We start from the raw sequence: 18,425 nt of genomic DNA on the forward strand, positions 1-18,425 counted from the left end.
ATGAAGAAGTCAAAAGGGAGAGTTACGCTACCAAGCCAGCAAAACTTTTTAAAGGAAACAAAAGAACTGATGGAACGCTGGGGAGCTGATGCGCTTCGTGACAGCGATGGAACGAAACTCGATAATGAAATAAAACAATTGGATGCAAAAATTTATACAACATATTTTGTAGCGCGCAGTCACAATGAATTTGCGAAACAGCATCCAGAAGAAGTACAGCAGCTGTATTTGATGTCACAGTATCATACAGCGACAGATACAGAACTGGAAGTAGCATTTATGAATGGTTATTTTTCCGAGCAGATAGAGCCTGATTATATCCATGATCCTAACGTATGGTGGGAGGTTATCAACCGGACAACTGGAGAAGTGGTTCATACGGATAATTGGGAAGTCAAGAAAGATGAGAATCGATTACTGATTGGAAATGCGGTGCCTTGGCATGAATACACCGTTTCTTTCTTAGCCTATATGAAATGGGATCCGACGCAAATGTATAATCATATAACCAATGACTGGGGAGAAAAGCCTCATGAGATTCCATTTGATGTCCGCCAACCGCATTCAAATCACTTTATCAGGGATTATTTGAGAAAGTGGTTGAAGGAAAATCCGGACACTGATGTTGTTAGATTCACCACCTTTTTTTACCATTTTACATTGGTATTTAACAACTTAGGAAAAGAAAAATTTGTCGATTGGTTTGGGTATGGAGCAAGTTGTTCTGTTGCTGCATTGGAAGCATTTGAAAAAGAAAATGGTTACCGTTTAAGGCCGGAAGATATAGTCGATCAAGGCTACTACAATACAACATTCCGAGTTCCGACAAAGGCCTATTTGGATTATATAGACTTCATTCAGCAATTTGTTGCCCGGGAAGTGAAAGACTTGGTGGAAATGGTTCACGAAGGTGGCAAGGAAGCCATGATGTTCTTGGGAGATAACTGGATTGGAACAGAGCCTTATGGAAAATATTTTGGGGTAACGGGAATCGATGCTGTTGTTGGAAGTGTTGGTGATGGAACAACTTTGCGAATGATTGCGGATATTCCGAACGTGACGTATACCGAGGGGAGATTCCTACCTTATTTCTTTCCTGATACGTTTTATGAAGGGAACAATCCAGTTATGGAAGCAAATGAAAACTGGCTATCTGCTAGAAGAGCACTAATGCGTAAGCCCCTAGATCGGATTGGCTATGGTGGATACTTAAGTTTGGCCTATGAATTCCCAGACTTTGTTCGCTATGTTGAACATATCACGGATGAATTCCGTGATATTTATAGCAAAATTAAGAATGTGAAACCATATGCCGGAATAAAAGTTGCCATTTTAAATGCATGGGGAAAACTCAGAACGTGGCAATCACATACCGTAGCACATGGTAAATGGTACAAACAAACGTATTCTTATCATGGTGTTTTGGAGGCACTTAGCGGTTCTGCAGCAGATGTAATTTTTATCAGCTTTGATGATGTGATCGAAAATGGTGTTCCTAAAGATGTGGATGTCATCATTAATACAGGGGATGTAGGAACTGCCTTTTCTGGAGGAGAAAGATGGCTTGAAGCGGCATTGACCGCAAAAATAAGAGAGTGGATTTACAATGGCGGTGGTTTTATTGGTATTGGGGAACCTACTGCTTGCCATCATGAAGGCCGTTATTTTCAATTGGCTAATGTATTGGGTGTTGATAAAGAATTAGGATTCAGTTTATCGACAAACAAGTATTTTGCGGAAGCTGTCGATTCACATTTTATTTCAGAAGATAGCGATGGTTACGATTTTGGCGAAAGCATTAAAAACATCTATGCATTAAATAAAGAAACAGAAATTATTGAGTACTCCGACGGGGGGATCCATCTTTCTAGTTCCCCATTTGGGAAAGGCCGCGGCGTATATATCGCTGGTCTTCCTTTTAGTCATATGAATACACGGTTGCTGATACGGGCATTGTATTACGCAGCACATAAGGAAGACCAATTTAAAATTTGGCATGCTTCCAATGTACATTGCGAGGTGCATGCATACCCTGAAATTAAAAAATACGCGGTCGTTAATAATTCAACAGAAAAACAAGTTACGAATGTCTATGATGGTACTGGTAAGAAACGTGTTGTCACATTGGAACCAAGTGAAATCGTATGGGAGGAATTTTTAGATGAAGGATAATATTATTCGTATATTGAAAATCATCTTCTTTCTCTTTTGCATGTTTTTGATCGTTAATGGACAAAGGACAGTGGGTAAGGTGGAATTGCTGACCCAATTAATTGGCCTTGCCGGACTGCTGTTTTTGCTTTGGAACTATAATCGGAAGTTTATTTGATATAAAGGAGTAAGGGCAAAAACTATTTACGCATAGTCGGTTTTGCCCTTGCTCTTGCTTTTATTAGATAATTAAATGAAGGTGAGGGATTTTAGATGAGGTACGCAATCGGTATCGATATCGGTGGAACGAAAATTGCATCTGGAATCGTGAATGAAAAAGGAAACTTGATTCAAAAGGAAGTAGTAAAAAGCGATCCTTCTGACAAAGAGAGCATGTTTTCACGAGTCAAAACATGTGTGAAAGAGCTTTTGAACCATTCCAGCATTCCAGCTGATGAAATTTTTGGCATCGGAGCAGGAATTCCAGGCAAAGTTGATCAAAAAAATGGCGTTGCTGTATTTCAAAATAATTTGCCCTGGGGTAATTTTCCATTTGTTAAAAGAATACAGGAAGCGTTAAAAATTGACCGAGTTGTCATTGATAATGATGTCTATATGGCAGCCTTTGCAGAGTGGAAGGAGGCGAATTTGAAAACAACAGATTTATTCGTCTACATAACCATTAGTACAGGAATTTCCTGTTCCATTATTCAAGGAGGAGAATTTATTTGGGGAGCTGGTTTTGCTGGTGAAATAGGTTTGGTTCCAGTCCATGTACAGAACAAAGAAAGACATATGGAGCGGCTTGAATTGACTGCCTCTGGTCCGGCTGTACAGGCACGTGCGAGAGAAATGTATGAAGATGGTACCCTGACAACAAAGGAAATTTTTTCTGCATTTTACAGTGGAGATTCCAAGGCAAAGCAATTAATTGATGAAATGGCCTCGTCGCTTACGCATGGTGTGTACATGATCAATAGCTTATTGGATCCGCATAAGATTGTTTTTGGAGGGAGTGTAGCAACACATAATCCTTATTTGCTGACTGTAGTAAAAGAAAAATTAGAACGTTACTTAATCGATGAACAAAGGCATATTTTAGATGGAATGGAAATAAGTCAGTTAGGTAATGAGCAGGGGATTATTGGTGCGGGATTGAGAGTGTTTGACGTTGACGCTAGCTAATTTGCCAATGATTGGACAGTATTTCTGAGTCTCCAGTATGTCCACTTGATTGTATGGTATAGAATGGGAAGACATAAATTGTGAAGCTACCATGTATGCTTGTGTGGAGGAATTACAGGGATAAAAAAATAGCAGCAATAGCGGAGGCGCGTGGTGTTCAAATGGTTCCTCATAACCCATTAAGTCCGGTAAGTACTGCTGCATATATTTAAATAAATGAATGTCTATTTTGGAGGAAGGTAAATTAAAAAATAAGGAGAGATAATGATGCAACCAAAGACAGCCATCGTAATTGGTGCCGGGGATCGTGGGGCAAGAGCCTACGCTCCTTATGCTTTAGAATATCCGAATGAATTAAAAATTGTGGCTGTAGCTGAGCCAAATAAGGAGAGAAGAATCAAATTTAAAGATACACATGGCTTGCCTGCGAAAAACTGTTTTTCTTCTTGGCAAGATATGATGGATCGTGGAAAAATAGCTGACATCGCAATTATATGTACACTTGATAGATTTCATTTTCAGCCAACGATAAAAGCACTAGAATTAGGTTACCATGTACTACTAGAAAAGCCTATGTCCCCCGATCCTAAAGAATGTATTGAGATGGCACGAGTAGCTAAGAAATACAACCGTCAGTTGACGATTTGCCATGTATTACGTTATACAGAATTTTGGTCAACTATAAAAAAAGTAATATCTGATGGGAAAATTGGTAAGGTGGCATCTTTACAATTAAATGAAAATGTAGAAGTTATGCATATGTCTCATAGTTTTGTACGAGGAAATTGGAACAATAAAGAAAAGTCCAGCCCAATGATCTTACAGAAATCTTGTCACGATATGGATATTATCAGTTATATTTTGGATAAAAAATGTGAACGGATTAGTTCGTATGGGTCGCTAATGCATTTCAAAGAAGAAAATGCTCCAAAAGATGCGCCGGGGCGCTGTCTGGATGGATGTCCTGCTGAACTTGAATGTCCATTTCATGCAGGTAGATATTACCTTGGTGAAGGGAGAGGATGGGCAAGGAAATTTACTGAGGACACTACTCGCGAGGGGATTATTAAAGCCCTGCATGAAACCCCATACGGAAGATGTGTCTATCAATCGGACAATAATGTGGTGGATCACCAGGTTGTAAACATGGAGTTTGAAGATGGTGCAACCGCCATCTTTAGTATGTGTGGTTTTACCCGCGAACAGACACGTATCGTGCAAATAATGGGTACAAAGGGAGAAATACGTGGCAATATGGAAGAAAACAGTATTTCAATTTACGATTTCCTCACGAAGCATGAAACGATCATTAAGTTTGATAATCCTGTAAGCGGACATGGTGGTGGTGATAATGGCATTGTTCGGACCTTTTTACGGGAAATCGATAAAGTAGGTGAAACGGAAAGTGTTTCTTCTGCTGCTGGTTCATTAAGAAGCCATTTAATGGCCTTTGCGGCAGAGAAATCTAGGTTAAACAGTGGAAGTTCAATTGAATTGGATGATTATTATAATAGTTTTATAGAAAAGTAATTAGTTGAATGAATTTCATAATTAATCTTTTTAAAAATACAAAGACCTGCAGAATTTAAAAAATCATGTTTTTTTAAAATAGCCTACGCAGCTTGTTGCTGGTTTAATTGCGCATTAATGCGATCTGCTGCTAGTTTTGAAGCATTATAAATAAGTGTCACCATGTCAAAATGAATTTTAGCGCGTTTATCAGTACGATAACGGACATTGTTAAGCTGAAAGAATTCCTTGAGATATGCATTAACTCGTTCAACTGCAGTTCGGCGTTTAAAGATCGTTTTCCAAGCCTTAGACCCACGAGCCGACGCTGTGTATCTCCGGAGGTCTTGAGTTATTTTTACTTTATATACCTTTTGGCAGATATCTTCGTTAGCGAAAGGACAGTCACTACATTCTTTAGGTCTTGTGTATTTCAAAGTTTCGTATTTAGCGTCAAAACTATCGTAACGATAGGAATGCTCCCTAAAACAAGTCGGGGCAAAGTGTTTATCAAAACCAATTGGCTCCCCTTCATTTCGTTTATTGTATGCAATCACGGATTGTTGTCCCATTCGATGCACTTGTTCGTATATTGGGTCATAATCATAACCAGCATCCATAGTTTGGTAGCGCAAAGATGGAAGGGGTAAACGTTCCGCAATTCCCTTAAGTAATGGGATTGCTGCCTTTCCGTCATTTAGATTGCCTGACGAAAAAAGAGCTTGTAGAATATATTGGCTTGATGTACCAACGGCCAAATGACCTTTGTAACCAAACCAAAAGACATTTTTTCCTTCTGAGTTCTTCTTTACACCCCATTTTGGGTCTTGAGGAACTTCAGCACGCAGTTCATCTAAAGACGCGTCCAACTGAGCTTCAATTTTCCTTTCATAAAGGGGAAAATTGGCTTCCTTTTCAGCTTGTTCTTTGAGCCATTGTTCACGCTCTTCTTTGGATTTTCGCCCTTGCTTTTTTGGTTCAGATTTTGGCTTTTCTTCTTTTGGTGGTGCTTGATCACGTGCTTCAAAATGGGTTGCATCAGTGGCTGCAGTATCATCCATGATAAACCCCTCTATGATAGCTTGAAGGACAACCTTTTCTCGTTCTTTCTCAAGGATGTTATACGCCTCTAATTTTGTTACAAGTCGGGAATAGGTAGCTTCTGAAGGTATGCTGTCTGAAACTAGAAACCCGCAGTTCAACTTAAAAGCAATATCGTCGTTGAGACGTTTAATAAGATCTTTAATTGTTGGGATCCGTTCAACATATCTTACAAAAAAAGAGATAATCATGGCCGCATAATTCAGTTCTTCTGGTGCACCAAGTCGTGATTTCTTGGTTATTTTATGAAAAATCGTATCCAAATCGATAGCCGAAATATTTGCTTCATATTTTTGGGTAGGTTCCATGTCGTATAATTCTTGAATGCTAAATAAGCTATATTGTCGTATAATGGTCATAGGGAGTATTCCTCCAGTCTTTTTGGATGTTTTACAACTACCATTATACAAGACTTGGGGAGGTACTTCCTTTTTACGTTTCAAACCCTTTGCCGTGCAAGGGCTTTGAATTATGAAATTCATTCAGATAATAGATAATAAAATATCCATCAGTATTCAAAATAATGGTGAAATAAAATACTACCCAAATACAAGAACTTTACATTTGGGTAGTACCTTCAGTAAGAAAAAGGGTGACTTTATGGTAACAATTTCTTAAGAGTGTCAGATCTTGAGTGGTCCGGCGCTTTTTTTATTTGGTATTTGAAAGGCTTGTTCCACTTTCCCCTAAAAACTGTATTACGTGTAGGGAAAGGAGATTTTGTTCTAATTTGTTCTGATAGGTGCCCAAATAGATGGAGCAATTGTCAAGTATTTATAATCATATAGGTATTAGTAGTAAAATAGTAGTGACTAATTTTGAACAAAAATACTGTAAAGCATCACATTATCCCAGACACCAAATATCAAATTAATCCAGTCTAAGATCTGGTACAATGTGCAACTTTATTCACTTTATTTCAGATTTGAAAATAACTAGGCAAATTATTTCAGACGAACCTTTATAAAAAGATCCCCCTAAAAAGGGAGATCGATTATCGGAATCAATTCTTTCTCAAGTATTTGCACCTTGTAGATTTCTACTAAGCGAAGTGAGAAATTAACATCGTCTTCAATTGTCACAAACCAATCATAATAGTCTTCTTCGAAAATTGCTTTATAAAAGCGATGTTGAATGCAAATTTCGAAGCTCATTCCCGTAGCTGTTCCGAATGCATCTTTGCCAATCCATATTTTCCAACCCCGTTCACTTTCATCAAAAGCCATGATCCCCGTATGCATTATAAACCACTTTCCTCGACAGCCAATTGGACGATTTCCTCATCAATTTGCTCTTTCTTTAGCTGCGCTCCATACAGTAGAGAGTTTATTGTTAATGTATTGATAACACGTGGCCAGCCCTGCGATCGCAAGGCAATGGCTTCAAGGGCGGGTGCTGTGAATATTGGCATCTTAGCCCCAGCTAGTTTTAAATGATGATCTACATAGGCGTGAACATCATCTTTACTTAATGGCTGTAATTGATACCGCATGACGATTCGCTGAGTCAACGGTCGATGATGATTAAGATTCAACCTTGTTTTCAAATGTGGCAGCCCAGCTAATATAAGGATAAATGGATTCGATGAATCCATATGGAAATTGAATAGAATCGCTAAATCTTGTAAAAAGGCATCCTTTGCCATATGCATTTCATCCAAAATAAAAACCGGTGTGACCTTTCGCTCCTGATCCATTCTTTCAATCCCTTGTTGAATCTGGCGGAATAAATCTACCTTGCGAAACTTTGGTTCTTCTCCTAAACCATAAGCCAACCCTCGGTAAAAATCCATCACGCCTCCTGTGGATAAGGGAAAATAGACCACATGATACAGTGCGGGATTAAGGGAATCCTTAAATGACCGCAAGGTAAATGTCTTACCGGCACCGGGATCACCAATAACCAAACCAATTCCCTTGGATTTCTGTAAATATTTAAGGCCGTTTAATGCTTCTTGATAACTTTTTGATAGGAATGCGTCTGTTGGTCGCATATCCTTAGAAAATGGCTCCTTTGCTAATGAATAAAAAGGTTTATACATGATCTAATTCCTCCTCCTGATGGGATGTATCAGAAATGGCGAATGGTGATTGTCCACGTTTGACATGAGCGTTATCATGCATGGTAACTGGGATAGCTTCAGCTATCTTGTTGCCATCTTCAAAAACATATACAGCCTGTTCATCCATTCGAACCTCAATTTTCTGCCCGATGTATTGAGAAGGAACTTCGTATAACCTTTTTTCTAACGTAATTGTTCCATCCAGCTTCACTTTACGCACTGCGCGCTTTAAGAAGATAGTGTCCAAAATGGACAAATCCTCTATAAACGTGATATTATCCAATTGGGATTGGAATAGTTGGTGTGGAGTTTTGCCATCAAGCGATGCATGCTTTTTACGGTGGTAATCCACCTCCAACCATTCCCAAAACCTTTCGTTCAATTCCTCTAAAGAGTGAACAGGATTTGATTTTAATAACGGATAAAACCGCGTTTGTATTGTTTTAAACAGCCTTTCAATTTTACCTTTCGCTTTAGGGTCGTACGGTTGCGTGTGGGCTAACGTAATACCTAATTGAGCACATGCATACTGCAGCGTTTCTGACCGATAAATTTTTCCATTATCTGCGTAAATAATAGTTGGCTTTCCGCGTCGTATTAACGCTTCCCTTGTCACTTCTCGTAACCCGTCAAACTTCTCAGAAGTGAAGAATTGCGCATAAGGAACAATCCTTGAACAATCGTCAATATAGGCGATAAGAAATGTTTTCTTCATCTTTCCATCAATCGGTATATAGGGGCCATGTGACAGATCAGCCTGCCACAATACATTGATCTTGTCATAAGAAAAGCGCTTCCGTTCTTTTTCTGGATGAAAACTTATATGATTCCGACCAGCTAGTTTATGTTTTGCTAATAAACGATTTATAGTGGCATAAGATACCTGATTTTTTGTAATCTCTCCACGCTGGATAAGCTGTTCATAGAACACACTGACTGGCATGTGAAGGGATTCTTTTCTTATTTCCAGAATATGATCCTTATCATCTGGAGATAGTCTCCTTGAATTACCTCTATCAGAGCGAGCCTTTGGCTTTAATGCATCAAAACCATTCCGTTTATAATGAAGTAGCCATTCTTGCATCGTTTTAGCCGCAACCTTCCGTTCCCCGTAGTATGGAACGGAATGAACTTTCCCCTCCATTTGTTGAAAATATTCCTTTGGCTCCAACTGCCCGTTCAACAGTGGGGCAATTAGTCCATAGCGAAATAAAGCAATTTCTTCCCGTGTTTTTTCGTTCATTGAATTTTTCCTCCTTTTGATAGAAGGACAACCGGTTATCCATTGTTTTTATTCTACTTTTTTCGTCAAAAGATTCATAGGCAAAATTTATGTGGGACGGTTATAATTTTTTTCGTGCTTCAAATATGGTAGAATTAATTTGCCCATAAAATATGATGATAAGTGACCCCAGCTCCTTCGAAAGAAGGGGGATATGCCAATATCGAGGATCATTTTCATATATTTTTGGGCCTCTTTTTTTATATCTTTAGATAACCCAAGCTGATGCCCTGAGTCCACAAAAAAACTATGTATCCAGTGGATTCTCTCACAAAAACGTTTAACGTAATGCCCCAATTGCTGGCGACATCCACTCACTTTTTTCCCTTCAAGGAATTGACGTACCCGATCAACAATCGTATATAAGGTATGCTGGAAATAAGGTATAAGGAAGCTTGGCAGGATGGAAATATTAGCTTTACAAGCCAGACATCTCAATCGACAAATTGGAATGTGAAATGCCTCATCATTTTCATTAATCCCATACCTCCAGTAATAACCATTTCTATGTAGATTCCCCTGAACGAAACTGTTACAACTAGGACAATAATCAAATACCGGGAATTCATTCATCTTTCCTTTTAATGCATACTCCTCAAGCTCAATTTCAAAATCGTGAATATAAAGCATAAAAAAACTCTCCCTTCGTAATATGCAAAAAATTTAGCATATTATTTCAGAAGAGTACAGAGATTACACTGGAGGAATTTGAATAAAATGGGCCTATTTTGGAGGGAATAAAGTGATGCTTTACAAAAATACCCTTTTAAATTTTCTGTAAATAACTTATACTTTGTGCAACTGGTTATAACCACATTGTTTATTAGAAGGGGGGCATCTTCGCAAGGTGAATGAATACTGATTATTCTAATGCAAATGGATGGTGAAAAGGGAAAAAGAAAATTAAAAAACAAGGGACGTGTTAAATAATATGAAGAAAAACTTAAAAGTCCTGGTCTACAGTGCTGTTATTATGTTTGCACTTACTATTATTACATCAGGTACCGTCGCAAAAGCGGAAAAGAAGGATGAAACAGTAATTGGGAATCTTACGAACTTCTCTGACGATGATAACACGTATACATTATCTGCTGGTGATGCAAAAGTTCGTGTGAAATTCTATAAGGACGATATGTTTCGGATCTGGCTTGCTCAAGATGGAAAATTCACGGACCCTGCTGGGGATGAGATTATTGTCAAAAAGGACTTTCCGGAAATAACAACGGACTGGCAAGATGAAGGTGATTATTACCGAGTTGATACGAAGGATTTAACATTACGGATTTATAAGAAACCACTTCGATTTGCACTGTATGAGTCTGACAATAAAACATTGGTATGGGAAGAGACGAAAGGATTATCGTGGAACGAGGAAGAAACAAAGCAAACCCTAAGCCGCGGTGAAAAAGAGCAATTCTTTGGCGGTGGAATGCAAAATGGCCGATTTACACACCGGGATAAAACAATTGAAATTTCAACATCCTATAATTGGGATGATGGCGGGCATCCAAATGCTGCTCCTTTTTACATGAGTACAAACGGGTACGGTGTTTTCCGCAATACCTTTGCCCCCGGGTCTTATTCGTTTAAACACCCAGTAGTAACAACACATAAAGAAAATAGATTTGATTCCTTTTATTTTTATGGTCCTGAGTTGAAAGAAATACTGAATGGATACACGGAGCTTACCGGCCGGCCACTTATGCCACCATTATATGGCCTCGAGCCCGGTGATGCTGATTGTTACAATGACGAAGGCCAGACGACTTTGGATGCACTAGAAGTTGCTAATGGCTATAAAGAAAATGATATGCCTGCTGGATGGATGCTTGTAAACGATGGGTATGGTTGTGGCTATGAGAACCTTGAAGAGGTAGGTAACGAATTGAGAGATCGTAATCTAGAACTCGGATTATGGACAGAAGATGGATTGCCGAATCAGGAATTTGAAGTGAATAAAGCGGGCGTACGTGTACGAAAACTGGACGTAGCTTGGGTTGGATCTGGTTATCAGTTCGCATTGGATGCTGCTAAGGAAGCATATGAAGGAATTGAGCAGAATAGTGATGCGCGCGGCTTTGTTTGGATGGTAGAAGGCTGGTCTGGAGCCCAACGTTATGCTGTCCAGTGGACCGGTGATCAAACTGGTTCTTGGGAAAACATTCGCTTTCACATCCCGACAATTGCAGGTTCGGGCTTGTCGGGGCAAGCATACACAACTGGTGACATTGATGGAATCTTTGGTGGAAGTGCTGAGACATATGTAAGAGATTTGCAATGGAAGGCTTTTAATCCGGTACTAATGAGTATGTCGGGTTGGGCACAAACAGATAAACAGCCTTGGCGTTATGGTGAACCATACACATCCATAAACCGAAAGTACTTAAAGCTGAGGCAGCAGCTCTTACCGTATATTTATACGTATGCTGCTGAAGCACATCAGAGTGGTGTCCCTTTGGCAAGGTCAATGGTATTGGAATATCCCGATGATCCAGTAACATGGGATAAAACGACACAATATCAATACCTGTTTGGAGAATCTATTCTTGTTGCACCGGTATATGAAGACACGGACAAACGGGATGGCATTTATCTGCCTAAAGGGAAGTGGATCGATTATTGGAGTGGCGAGGTTTTTCATGGGCCACGTATCGTAAACGATTATGATGCACCATTAGAGAAACTACCACTATTTGTGAAAGCTAGTGCGATCATTCCAATGTGGCCTGAAAATAATTCCCATAAAGAATTAACAAATGATCATCCAATGATATTTGATATTTACCCGGAAGGAAAAAACAGTTTCACGTTATATGAGGATGATGGTGCCACTCGGGAGTACCAGGATGGAGCTTTTGCTAAACAAAAAATCACAACTAATGCCCCGAAGAAGGGTAAAGGCAATATTGAAATCACAGTTGGTTCGAGTGATGGTGAATATGATGGGAAACCAGAGATTAGGCCGTATGAGTTTACAATCCATACAGGTAAAAAACCTGCAAACGTTGGGATAGGAAAAGGTAGGAAATTAACGCAATATGAATCAAAAGATGATTTTTCAGAGGCAAGCGAGGGTTGGTATTATGACGATGATGACCTTGGCGGCATTGTTCACGTAAAGACCAAACCAATGAAAATGAGTGAGTCCTTCACCATGACGGTTTATGGATCAAGTAGTGTTGGAGACGCTGAGGGTGAACCAGCTGCGTTATTCCAATTAGATGTACCGGATAAAACAGAGGCGGGAGATTCCATAAATGTGGCAGCTAGCTTTTCAAATGGATCGACCAAGAAAATGAAAGATTTGGAGCTTTCACTAAAGCTACCTGAAGGATGGGAAGTCGATGAAGCTACAGAGGCTACATTTGATAAGGTGGATAAGGGGGAAGAGATAACCAGCGTGTTCTCTATCACACCTCCTGAGGATATCGAAGAGGCTAATTACGACATATCAGCACAAGTAACTTTTATGCAAACGGGAAGTGATTATTCTGTTAATGCGTATGCGGATATTTTTGTAATGGATCCTTATAAAATAAATCAATCGGAAATGACAGCAACAGCGACGAGTGAACAATCGGGTTCTGATCCAGCTGAACATGCAATTGATGGAAAGGAAAGCACAATGTGGCATACCGACTGGTCCGGGGATGATACCTTGCCTCAATCTATTACACTAGACCTGGGAGACGTGCATGAGATTGGTGAAGTCACGTATTTACCTAGACAATCTGGTGCAAATGGGATTATTACGGATTACAAGTTGTATGCAAGCACAGATGGGGAAAATTTCACGGAGATATCAAACGGAAAGTGGAAGAACGATAAAGCCGAAAAAAGTATTACCTTTGATCCAATGGAGGCATCACATATTAAATTAGAAGCAATTGAAGGTGTTGGTGGATTCGCTTCAGTTGCAGAATTAAACGTTTTTGCGGCAAAATAAAAGATGTAAGTATTTCTTTAATGCTGAATATGCTTGTAGATTATCAGGATGAAGTGCATTCTGAAGATGCTTTCCATTTATTAGAGGTACATTTGACAGCAGTAAGTTGAGCTAGGTTTATAAGTTTTAGATACCTCTGCGGCAAGTTTAATTACTACAGAGGTATCTTTAGGTGTATATTAGGAAAAGTGTCAGATCTTAATGAACTCGCACTTTTTATCTGGTATGAATTGTTGTGAAACACATTGTTTTGATGGATTCACAAATCGACTAACATTAATCAAGCATCTATTTATTAGGCCCGGTACCTGACTCAAAACAGAAAGCCTTTACATTTTTATAAATATGTTTTATACTAAAATTAACTGGTTATAACCAATATGATGAACAGTTAGGGAGGCGGCAATACATCAATTGGATAAGAAAAGTAAAGTACCACTATATTTACAACTAATGGAAGAGATAATTAAAAAAATCGAAGCTCAGGATTATGCTGAGCATGAAAAACTACCTTCTGAGCGTGAATTGTGCGAAATATATGATTTAAGCCGAATTACGGTGAGACAGACATTGCAGGAATTAGAACGGGAAGGATACATCTTTAAACTGCATGGGAAAGGTACATTTGTTGCTTCAAAGTCGTACAATCAAAATTTGGTGAAGCTATATAGTTTTACTGAGGAAATGAAGCAAATGGGTAAGGAACCGACGACCCAAGTACTTTCTTTCCAAGAGATTGTGGTGGATGCGCGATTGGCGAACAAGATGGGTCTTTACCCTTTGGATGAAGTTTTCCAAGTTGTCCGGTTGCGTCTTGCAGATGGTGAGCCGTTGATGTATGAAACATCCTATTTGCCGAAGAAAACGTTCCCGAATTTAACGGAAGCTGATTTTAGAAAGCGACCAATGTATGATATTTTTTATGACGATTATCAAGTTGGTGTGACAAAAGCAGTGGAGCGCTTTTCTGCAACAAGCGCTCGTGAGAAGGAAGCAGAACAATTGTGTATCCTAACAGATCAACCCGCGATGCTAATCAAACGATTTGCTTATCATAATGATGAATTAATCGAATATACTATTAGTGTAGCCCGTGGAGATAAATTTGATTATACGGTTGAATTGACGTAAGAACTCTATTAAGTTTCGATTATCTACTTAATAGAGTTACTTAAAACGCAAACTGGTAATGACAACATAACCACTATTATAAATAGACTATAAAAATATTACCTGATGGAGGATGACGAATGTTTAATCTAACAGCTGAAGAGCTAGAAATGAAGAAAGCAGTGCATACCGCAAGTGAAATTCACCAGCAGCCAGAAGTGTGGCAGGAACTCGTTTCGATGATTTTTCGACAAAGAGAATCGTTAAAAGGATTTATTGAATCGATTTATCAAAAGCATGAAAACATAAGAGTGATTATGACTGGAGCAGGGACTTCAGCATTTATTGGTGACATACTTGTTCCGGAATTACGGAAACAAACGAAAGGAAAAGTGCAGTTTGAAGCGATTCCGACAACAGATATTGTTTCCAATCCGAATGAATACCTTCTCAAAGATATTCCAACGATCATGGTGTCATTTGCAAGATCAGGGAATAGCCCGGAGAGTGTGGCGGCTGTTTCACTAGGAGAACAGGTTATTGATCATTTTTATCAGGTTGTTATTACATGTAATAAGGACGGCAAGCTTGCGAAAAACATAAAAAGTGATGATAATGCTATCACGATTTTGACACCAGATAAAGCGCATGATCAGGGATTTGCGATGACAAGTAGTTTTACGTGTATGATCATTGCAGCATACGCACTGTTTACGTCTAATGCCTTTACTGGTAATAGGACTAAACAAATCATTGCGAGTGGCGAACGATTAATCGAATCGATAGCGGAGAGCATCGATGATATTTTGGCATTTGACTTTAATAGGGTTGTTTATCTGGGATCAGGGTTGCTCGGACAATTATCCCACGAAGCTGCACTGAAAATGCTTGAATTATCAGCAGGTAAAGTTGTATCTATTCATGAATCATCACTAGGCTTCCGACATGGTCCGAAATCAATTTTGAATGAAAAGTCATTAGTCGTTTTATTCATGTCCCAAGATGCCTATACGAGAAAATATGACATGGATATTTTACGAGAATTGGCAGCAGACGATTCCGAAATGAAGGTGATTGCACTTACAGAGAAAAAAGATCAAGAGGTGGATGAACTTGCTGATTGGACGATTCCAGTAAACTATGGTCAGGATTTATTCGCTAGTGATTTTCATCTCGCATTATTATATATTATTTTTGCTCAAACATTAGCATTGAAAAAATCAATACAATTGGGCATTACACCGGATAACCCTAGTCCAGATGGGCGTGTAAACCGGGTTGTTCAGGGTGTAACGATTTATGGGTATGATAAATAATTATTGTTAAGGAAGTCGCGTGGCACTAGCTGTGTTGCGTGACTATAAATAAAAGTATATTGCTAACGTTTACAAATGAAAATCTAAAAACAAAGGAATGGTAGATATGGAAACAGGTCCAAATATATTACTAACAAGAATTGATAATCGTTTGATCCATGGTCAAGTGGGTGTTACATGGGTGAATCATTTAGGCGCTAATTTAGTTGTTGTTGCGAATGACAAAGTATCGGAAGACGAGGTACAGCAAAATTTAATGGATATGGTTTTACCAGACGTGATACAGGCTCGTTATTTTTCATTGCAAAAAACAGTGGATATTATTCATAAAGCATCACCACGTCAGAAAATATTTTTAGTAGTGAAAGATGTGCATGATGCATTGAAATTAAAAGAGGGGGGAGTCCCGATTGATCATTTGAACATTGGAAACATGCATTACGAGGAAGGTAAGAAACAGATTTCATCTACTGTATCTGTTGATGACAAAGATGTTGAAGCATTTAAACGGTTAGATGAACTGGGTGTGGAACTTGATTTGCGAAGGGTACCGAATGAAAAGGGACAAAATATTTTAGATCTGCTCTAAAATGTATGTAAGTTTGCTAGAGTCGATACACATTATTTTTTTGAAAACTAGATTACTAAACTTCAAGGGAGGGTTTACCTATGTTGTTTGAGGCTATATTAATTGCTCTCTGGGCTGGTATTATTGGGATTGATCTCTATGTTGGTCTGACACATATTCACCGGCCAGTAGTTACAGGGCTTGTAGTTGGACTGATTTTGGGCGACGTTACAACGGGTTTAATTGTAGGAGGAACATTGGAATTAATTTGGATGGGAATGGTACCGCTTGCAGGTGCACAACCGCCTAATGTCGTTATTGGTGGAGTCATTGGTACTGCTTTTGGTATTATTGCCGGTCAGGATCCGAATGTTGCAGTTGGTGTGGCAATACCATTCGCTGTAGCAGTACAAGGTTTGATTACGTTATTCTTCACAGCTTTCGCACCAGTGATGCATAAAGCGGATACGTTTGCACTGGATGCCAATTATAAGGGGATTGACAAGATAAACTATCTGGGGATAACAATCTTATTTGTCTTTAATGCTTTAATTGCCTTTTTACCGATTTATCTTGGTGCAGAAGAAGCAGCAGCATTTGTGAAAACGGTACCACAGTGGATTATTGATGGACTCTCAATTGCTGGAGGCATCATGCCAGCAATCGGCTTTGCGATGTTGTTGAAGATTATGATGAAGGTCGAATATGTGATGTTCTTTATTGTCGGCTTTGTTCTGGCAGCATATCTGGGAATGCCAATCCTAGCAATTGCACTGATTGGTCTAGCGATTGCATTGTATGATTTTTACCAAAACAAGAATAAGCAAGGTCCTGCGAATGCACCTCGAGAGGAGGAAATAACTGATGGCATCTAATGTATACGAAGATCAAACACCAGCTGAAGACTTACAGCCGAAACAGTTACGTCATTTGGTGTGGCGATCATTACTGTTGCAAGCATCTTTTAACTATGAGCGGATGCAGGCTTGTGGATGGCTTTATTCCATTTTGCCTGGGTTACGGCATATTCATAAAAATAAAAAAGACTTAAGTAAATCGATGAAAGATCATATGGAGTTTTTTAATACGCATCCATTTCTCGTTACGTTTATCATGGGTGTTATTCTCGCAATGGAACAGAAGAAAGAGGATCGAGAAGCCATTCGTGGGATTAAAGTAGCTACAATGGGCCCGCTTGGTGGTATTGGGGATGCGATGTTTTATTTAACCTTGCTGCCGATTACGGCCGGGATTGGTGCCTCACTTGCCGTAGATGGAAATGTCCTTGGTCCGTTTGTGTTTTTGATTGCATTTAACGTCATCCACTTTGGAGCTCGTTTTGGATTAATGAGCTATGGTTATAAAACAGGTGTAAAAGCCATCGCAAAATTGAAAGAAGGGACAAAGCATGTATCTCGTGCTGCCTCCATTGTTGGTTTGACAGTAGTTGGAGGATTAATTGCAACATATGTAGCGTTTAACGTAACTTACGTTTGGAAGTCTGGCGAAGCAGAATTGAATGTACAGGAAGATGTATTAGATCAAATAATGCCAGCAATGCTTCCACTGGCCTATACATTATTGATGTATTGGTTATTAAAAAAAGGCCGTTCCCCATTAATGTTAATCGGGCTTACTGTAGTTGTTGGATTGATTGGCTCTTACTTTAACATTTTGTAACGGATTTAAGGGTGGGCTCTCTGATGAATCGGGGAGCTTCCCTTCCTTTTGAAAATTCATCATGAGAAAGGGTAGATAACATGATTGGAATTGTACTAACAGGACATGGATCATTTCCAAATGGGATACTGCAGTCAGTGCAGTTAATTACAGGGGAAGTAAAGCAAGTGGAAGTTATTCCCTTTGAAGAAGATCAGGCAAAACTTCAAACAGAACTGGAGAAGGCTATAGATAAAGTTAACACAGGTTCTGGGGTCGTTTGTTTTGCCGATTTAGCAGGTGGGACACCGTTTAATGTGTGTTCACGACTGGCGGCAACGAAGGAAAGTGTTCGTGTTATTGGCGGAACAAATTCACCTATGTTATTAAGTGGACTATTTCAACGGGAACTTAGTGTAGATGAATTTGTTGAGAAAGCTTTAATGGAAGGAAAAGAAAATATCAAGCAATTTGGAATCAAGCAAAAGCAGGCAGTAGACGATGCAGATGGAATTTAAACAATTATAAAAAAGGAA

General features: G+C 39.1%; 16 protein-coding genes. 11 read left to right on the forward strand and 5 right to left on the reverse strand.

Features of this window, described 5'->3' with window-relative positions; all coding sequences use genetic code 11:
- The 4 genes from gnpA (at window position 1) to C8270_RS07400 (ending at window position 4,866) form a co-directional block, all read left to right on the forward strand.
- On the forward strand, window positions 1-2,172 hold the full coding sequence (gene gnpA / locus C8270_RS07385; protein WP_106498475.1) for a 1,3-beta-galactosyl-N-acetylhexosamine phosphorylase: 2,172 nt from the start codon (window positions 1-3) through the stop codon (window positions 2,170-2,172).
- Window positions 2,162-2,329 (forward strand): DUF6903 family protein, encoded by a 168-nt coding sequence (locus C8270_RS20250; RefSeq protein WP_199794656.1) that lies wholly within the window; start codon window positions 2,162-2,164, stop codon window positions 2,327-2,329. Before gnpA ends, C8270_RS20250 begins: the two co-directional genes overlap by 11 nt.
- A 95-nt stretch (window positions 2,330-2,424) precedes the next feature.
- Window positions 2,425-3,336, forward strand: a complete 912-nt coding sequence (locus C8270_RS07390) for an ROK family protein (RefSeq protein WP_106496218.1) — start codon at window positions 2,425-2,427, stop codon at window positions 3,334-3,336.
- Between the two features lie 267 nt (window positions 3,337-3,603).
- The gene (locus C8270_RS07400; protein ID WP_106496219.1) at window positions 3,604-4,866 is read left to right on the forward strand and encodes a Gfo/Idh/MocA family protein; all 1,263 of its coding nucleotides are present in this window, start codon (window positions 3,604-3,606) and stop codon (window positions 4,864-4,866) included.
- Between the two features lie 83 nt (window positions 4,867-4,949).
- On the opposite strand, the gene C8270_RS07405 is transcribed toward C8270_RS07400, so the two are convergent.
- The 5 genes from C8270_RS07405 to C8270_RS07425 all read right to left on the reverse strand — a co-directional run bounded on the left by C8270_RS07405 (window position 4,950) and on the right by C8270_RS07425 (window position 9,920).
- Window positions 4,950-6,305 carry an IS1182 family transposase gene (locus C8270_RS07405; RefSeq protein WP_106496220.1) on the reverse strand — a complete coding sequence of 452 codons (1,356 nt, stop codon included), beginning with the start codon at window positions 6,303-6,305 and terminating at the stop codon, window positions 4,950-4,952.
- Window positions 6,306-6,923: 618 nt separating this feature from the next.
- Window positions 6,924-7,187, reverse strand: coding sequence for a hypothetical protein (locus C8270_RS07410; protein WP_106496221.1), 264 nt, complete (start codon window positions 7,185-7,187; stop codon window positions 6,924-6,926).
- A complete protein-coding gene (locus C8270_RS07415) occupies window positions 7,187-7,987 on the reverse strand; it encodes an ExeA family protein (RefSeq protein WP_106496222.1) in 801 nt (266 codons plus the stop codon). Before C8270_RS07415 ends, C8270_RS07410 begins: the two co-directional genes overlap by 1 nt.
- Window positions 7,980-9,251 carry a DDE-type integrase/transposase/recombinase gene (locus C8270_RS07420; protein WP_106496223.1) on the reverse strand — a complete coding sequence of 424 codons (1,272 nt, stop codon included), beginning with the start codon at window positions 9,249-9,251 and terminating at the stop codon, window positions 7,980-7,982. The genes C8270_RS07415 and C8270_RS07420 overlap by 8 nt, the downstream gene beginning before the upstream one ends.
- A gap of 87 nt (window positions 9,252-9,338) precedes the next feature.
- Window positions 9,339-9,920, reverse strand: a complete 582-nt coding sequence (locus tag C8270_RS07425) for a DUF6431 domain-containing protein (RefSeq protein ID WP_106496224.1) — start codon at window positions 9,918-9,920, stop codon at window positions 9,339-9,341.
- Window positions 9,921-10,221: 301 nt separating this feature from the next.
- Between C8270_RS07425 and C8270_RS07430 the strand changes: the two genes are divergently transcribed.
- The 7 genes from C8270_RS07430 to C8270_RS07460 all read left to right on the forward strand — a co-directional run bounded on the left by C8270_RS07430 (window position 10,222) and on the right by C8270_RS07460 (window position 18,407).
- Entirely contained in the window at window positions 10,222-13,236 is a 3,015-nt protein-coding gene (locus C8270_RS07430; protein ID WP_106496225.1) for a TIM-barrel domain-containing protein, read from the forward strand.
- Window positions 13,237-13,650: 414 nt separating this feature from the next.
- The gene (locus tag C8270_RS07435) at window positions 13,651-14,367 is read left to right on the forward strand and encodes a GntR family transcriptional regulator (protein WP_234028509.1); all 717 of its coding nucleotides are present in this window, start codon (window positions 13,651-13,653) and stop codon (window positions 14,365-14,367) included.
- 119 nt (window positions 14,368-14,486) lie between these two features.
- A complete protein-coding gene (locus C8270_RS07440; protein WP_106496226.1) occupies window positions 14,487-15,662 on the forward strand; it encodes an SIS domain-containing protein in 1,176 nt (391 codons plus the stop codon).
- A 106-nt stretch (window positions 15,663-15,768) separates the two neighbouring features.
- Window positions 15,769-16,251, forward strand: coding sequence for a PTS N-acetylgalactosamine transporter subunit IIB (gene agaV, locus C8270_RS07445; protein WP_106496227.1), 483 nt, complete (start codon window positions 15,769-15,771; stop codon window positions 16,249-16,251).
- Between the two features lie 80 nt (window positions 16,252-16,331).
- Window positions 16,332-17,105, forward strand: a complete 774-nt coding sequence (gene agaW, locus C8270_RS07450) for a PTS N-acetylgalactosamine transporter subunit IIC (RefSeq protein WP_106496228.1) — start codon at window positions 16,332-16,334, stop codon at window positions 17,103-17,105.
- Entirely contained in the window at window positions 17,095-17,910 is an 816-nt protein-coding gene (locus tag C8270_RS07455) for a PTS system mannose/fructose/sorbose family transporter subunit IID (RefSeq protein WP_106496229.1), read from the forward strand. Before agaW ends, C8270_RS07455 begins: the two co-directional genes overlap by 11 nt.
- A gap of 80 nt (window positions 17,911-17,990) precedes the next feature.
- Window positions 17,991-18,407: a PTS sugar transporter subunit IIA gene (locus tag C8270_RS07460; RefSeq protein ID WP_106496230.1), complete on the forward strand. Its 417-nt coding sequence runs from the start codon at window positions 17,991-17,993 to the stop codon at window positions 18,405-18,407.
- Window positions 18,408-18,425: the final 18 nt, after the last annotated feature.

Origin of the sequence: Lentibacillus sp. Marseille-P4043, assembly GCF_900258515.1 — a bacterium.
In the GTDB taxonomy this organism is placed as follows: domain Bacteria; phylum Bacillota; class Bacilli; order Bacillales; family Amphibacillaceae; genus Lentibacillus_C.